This is a genomic window from Nocardia sp. CC201C (assembly GCF_030010695.1).
GTDB classification, from domain to species: domain Bacteria; phylum Actinomycetota; class Actinomycetes; order Mycobacteriales; family Mycobacteriaceae; genus Nocardia; species Nocardia otitidiscaviarum.
On the sequence record NZ_JASCXP010000545.1, the window covers coordinates 1 to 4,008 of the forward strand.

Genomic DNA, 4,008 nt, shown 5'->3' on the forward strand with positions numbered 1-4,008 from the left:
GGGGCACCGGCCGGGGCCTCGACCCGGCGGGCACGCACGGCACCCAGTCCGAGCAGGGCCAGCGCCGCGGCGGCCCAGACCAGCAGGACGGTCAGCGGTGCCGCCGCACCGGCACCGTCGAAGAACGCCACCGAGCGGAGCAGGCTGGCCGCCGCGCCGGGCGGCAGCAGCTGACCGAGGACACCCCAGGGCTGCGGCAGGAGTTCGGGAGCGGAGGTGGCCCCGGAGAAGGGGTTGCCGATCAGCAGCAGGGTCAGCGCGGCCAGTCCGATACCCGCGCGGCCGACGGCGGTGGCCAGTCCGACCACGGTTCCGGCGACGGTGAAGGAGACCAGACCGGCGATGGCGGCGAGTGTCCAGTAGGACCCGGGCAGGATCGACAGCCAGCCCTGCACGATGGCCATGCTCAGCAGTCCACCGGTGACGGCGAAGCTGAACAGTCCCGTGACGCGTCCGCCGACCGCGGGAATCAGCAGGGACAGCAGCACCCCGGCGGCGAGACCGGACATCACCAGGGGCAGCACCATCGCGCCGAATCCGGCACCGCGCGGATCATCGGGATCGGCGGCCACCACATCCTCGACGGGAGCGGCGGGGGTGCCGGCGAGCTGCTGGCCGATGGCCGTGAGCTGTTGTGCCACCGCGGGACTCGCGCCGGAGGCGATCAGCACCCGGGGTTGTCCGTCCCCGGTCACGATGGCGCCGTACACCTCACGCTCGTCGATGGCGGTGCGGGCGGCGGATTCGTCCGCGACGGTGGTGATCTCGAAGGCGTCCGCGTCTCGCTGGGTGAGTTTGTCGGCCACCACGGCCGATTGCGGTCCGGTCACGGCGATGGGCAGCTCCCGCGCCCCGATATTGACGGCGGGCCAGGCGAAGGCGATGAGCATGACGGCCTGGATGAGGGCGGCGGCGATCCCGAGGGCGATGGCGCGCTGGGTGGTGTTCATCAGGTGGCTCCCAAGAAAATCGGAGGCTCGTTCTCTTTTGATGGGACAACCCTGACATCCGGTTGTCAGCTTGTCAAGAACGGATATTCGTTTTACTTTTGAACCATGCCCAGAGTCAGCGAAGAACACCTGGAACGCCGCAGGCAGCAGATCCTCGAAGCCGCCCAGACCTGCTTTGCCCGCAAGGGCCTGCACACCGCCACCATGCAGGACGTCTTCGCCGAGGCCGGACTCTCCGCGGGGGCCGTCTACCGCTACTTCAAGAGCAAGGACGACATCGTCGCCGCGCTCATCTACCAGGCCAGCAGCGGGCTGCGCGAGTCGCTCACCGCGGCGGTGCACCGCGATCCGCTGCCCACTCCCCCGGAGCTGGTGCGCCTCATGGCCGAGACCATCACGCAGCAGGCCGAACCCGGCGGTCCGGTGCGACTGCTCCCCCAGGCGTGGTCGCTGGCGCTCACCAATCCGCACATCGCCGACTTCGTGCGCACCAATATCGGCAGTATCCGCGGGCTCTGGATGGAGTACGCCCGCCGGATGCGCGACGTCGGCTGGCTACCCGAGACCGCCGACATCGAGGCCGTCGCCAAGACGCTCATGGGCATCCTGCCCGGCTACATCCTGCAGCACCTCATCATCGGCGACACCACGCCGGAAGACATCGCCCGCGGCACCGAACTACTGTTCCCGCAGTACCGGGCCGACGAAATCGCTCCCGCCTGAACGGGATTCGCGGCGGTGCGCTCAGTCCACGGGCTCGTCCGGCCGTAGCATGGGCACCAGGAAGCGCCGCGCGATCTCGGCCAGCCGCTCGTCGTCGTCCAGATCGACAATCCGGCTCGGGATCGCCAGGAACGACGCGCAGGTGCGCACCATGAGTTCGGCCACCAGATCGACCTGAACCGCCTCCGACACCGTGCCCGCCCGCTGCTCCTGACGCAACTGACCGGCCACGAATTGACTCACCATCGCCACCGTGCGCCCGTCGTCGCCGATGAGCGAACTCACCAGGTGATTCGGCTCCGCGGCGATCAGACCGCCGATCAGCGGGTTGTTCCGGATGGTGCGCAGGGAACTCACGAACCCGAGCACCACGCGGTCGGCCGCGGATTCGGCGGGCGCGATATCCAGGAAGAACTGGCGGAAGTACCGGCGGAACTCACGCAGTATCACCTCTTCGACCAGCAGGTCCTTGGTGGCGAAGCGGCGGTAGAGGGTGATGCGGGAGACCCCGGCGCGCCGCGCCACATCCTCCATGGTCGAGCGCTGGATGCCCAGCCAGCAGAACTGCTCGAAGGCCGCGTCGAGCAGTTTCGCCCGGGTGGGGTCGGTGTCGTCGACGCGCGCGACGACCTGCTGATAGGCGCGTTCGAGCAACGTCTCCGCATTCGGGTCCGGATTGTGAACGGGCAGCGCAGATTCCACGTGTCCTCCTGAGAGAGACAATGGTACACAGATACGGCAGCTGTTTCATTACGTCACGGCCGCCGTATCCGAATCGCTACGGCAGCAGCCCCTGCCGGGCGCGCCCCGCCCCCGACAGCACCAGCAGCAGCATGGTCGCCAGCGCCTCATCGTCCAACCCGGCCGCCGGGAAGGTGTAGCGCAGGATGACATCGGCCTGCTTGTCGTGGCCGATCACCGTGATGGAACCGAACTGGAGCCCGGCATTGCGCTCGGCGACGCGCTTGTGCAGCTGCGGTTTCAGCGGCCGGTCCCAGGCCAGCACGCAGGTCAGGGTGAGCACGTCCAGGCCGGGAGCCAGGTTCACCCCACGCAGTGAGCAGAGCGCGCCGTCGTACCGGAAGCCCAGACCGCCGTCCTCCACCCGCACCGGGACGTCGTAGCGCTCCAGGCACGCACCGGCGCGGGCCTGGAGTTCCTCGGCGGTGGTCGTCTCGCTCACTTCACCCCGCCGAACCGGCGGTCGCGCTTGGCGTATTCGAGGCACGCGGCCCACAGATTGCGGCGGTCGAAATCCGGGAAGAGCGTGTCCTGGAAGACGTATTCGGCGTACGCGGACTGCCACAGCAGGAAGTTGGAGCTGCGGAACTCACCCGAGGGGCGCAGGAACAGGTCCACGTCCGGCATATCCGGCTCGTCCAGGAACCGGGCGAAGGTATCTTCGTTGATCTTCTCCGGATCGATCTCGCCCGCCTGCACCCGGCGCGCGATTTCCCTTGCCGCATCGGCGATCTCGGCGCGACCGCCGTAGTTCACGCACATGGTCAGGGTCATCACCGTATTGTCCCTGGTGAGCTCCTCGGCGACCTCGAGTTCCTTGATCACGCTGCGCCACAACCGCGGTCGCCGCCCCGCCCAGCGCACCCGCACCCCCATCTCGTGCATCTCGTCGCGCCGCCGCCGGATCACATCCCGGTTGAAGCCCATGAGGAAGCGCACCTCATCGGGGCTGCGCCGCCAATTCTCGGTGGAGAACGCGTACGCCGACAGCCACTTGACCCCGATCTCGATACAGCCCTCGACGGTATCCATGAGCACGGCCTCACCCCGCTCGTGCCCCGCGGTCCGCGGCAAACCCCGCTCCTGCGCCCACCGACCGTTGCCATCCATCACCAGCGCCACATGTCGGGGCACGAACTCGGCCGGAATCTTGGGCGGCGTCGCCCCCGACGGATGCGGCGACGGCGGACGCACGGCAGGCATGGCTACGGAGGACTTGCGATTACCGATCACGCCCCCAATCCTGCACCACGCCGCACAGCGCCCGACCGAGACCGTCGCTATCTCCGCCAACTCTCCACAAGTCGGCCGCGCTGCTCGCGGTCCGGAGTGCTGGCGGACACCGGGGTCGAAGATCAACCCACCTGGGATGCCGCCGAGGCTTCGAGGGGTTCGTGGGGGCGAGTGCGTTCGATGAGGGGGAGGGTGCGGAGCTGGCGTTCCAGGTGCCATTGCAGGTGGGCGGCGATGAGGCCGGTGGCCTGGCGGCGCAGGTGGTCGGGGACGGTGTCGACCATCGACCAGTCGCCGCGTTCCAGGGCATGCATGTGGTCGAGGACGCCGAGGGCGGGGGTGGCGGCGCCGGGTGGGCGGC

5 protein-coding genes and 1 pseudogene are annotated in these 4,008 nt (G+C 68.7%); 1 reads left to right on the forward strand and 5 read right to left on the reverse strand.

The window, feature by feature from the left end:
• A partial coding sequence (locus QK444_RS33685; RefSeq protein ID WP_282786068.1) for a hypothetical protein occupies positions 1-950 on the reverse strand: 950 nt, incomplete at its 3' end.
• Positions 951-1,055: 105 nt separating this feature from the next.
• On the opposite strand from QK444_RS33685, the gene QK444_RS33690 reads away from it, so the two are divergent.
• On the forward strand, positions 1,056-1,673 hold the full coding sequence (locus tag QK444_RS33690; protein WP_282786069.1) for a TetR/AcrR family transcriptional regulator: 618 nt from the start codon (positions 1,056-1,058) through the stop codon (positions 1,671-1,673).
• Between the two features lie 21 nt (positions 1,674-1,694).
• On the opposite strand, the gene QK444_RS33695 is transcribed toward QK444_RS33690, so the two are convergent.
• From QK444_RS33695 to QK444_RS33710, 4 genes and pseudogenes are all read right to left on the reverse strand, one after another.
• A complete protein-coding gene (locus tag QK444_RS33695; protein WP_282786070.1) occupies positions 1,695-2,375 on the reverse strand; it encodes a TetR/AcrR family transcriptional regulator in 681 nt (226 codons plus the stop codon).
• Positions 2,376-2,451: 76 nt separating this feature from the next.
• A complete protein-coding gene (locus tag QK444_RS33700; RefSeq protein ID WP_282786071.1) occupies positions 2,452-2,805 on the reverse strand; it encodes a CesT family type III secretion system chaperone in 354 nt (117 codons plus the stop codon).
• 47 nt (positions 2,806-2,852) lie between these two features.
• On the reverse strand, positions 2,853-3,617 hold the full coding sequence (locus QK444_RS33705; protein WP_039811539.1) for an isoprenyl transferase: 765 nt from the start codon (positions 3,615-3,617) through the stop codon (positions 2,853-2,855).
• Between the two features lie 152 nt (positions 3,618-3,769).
• Positions 3,770-4,008 (reverse strand): annotated as a pseudogene (locus QK444_RS33710) (DNA repair protein RecO); the annotation flags it as partial.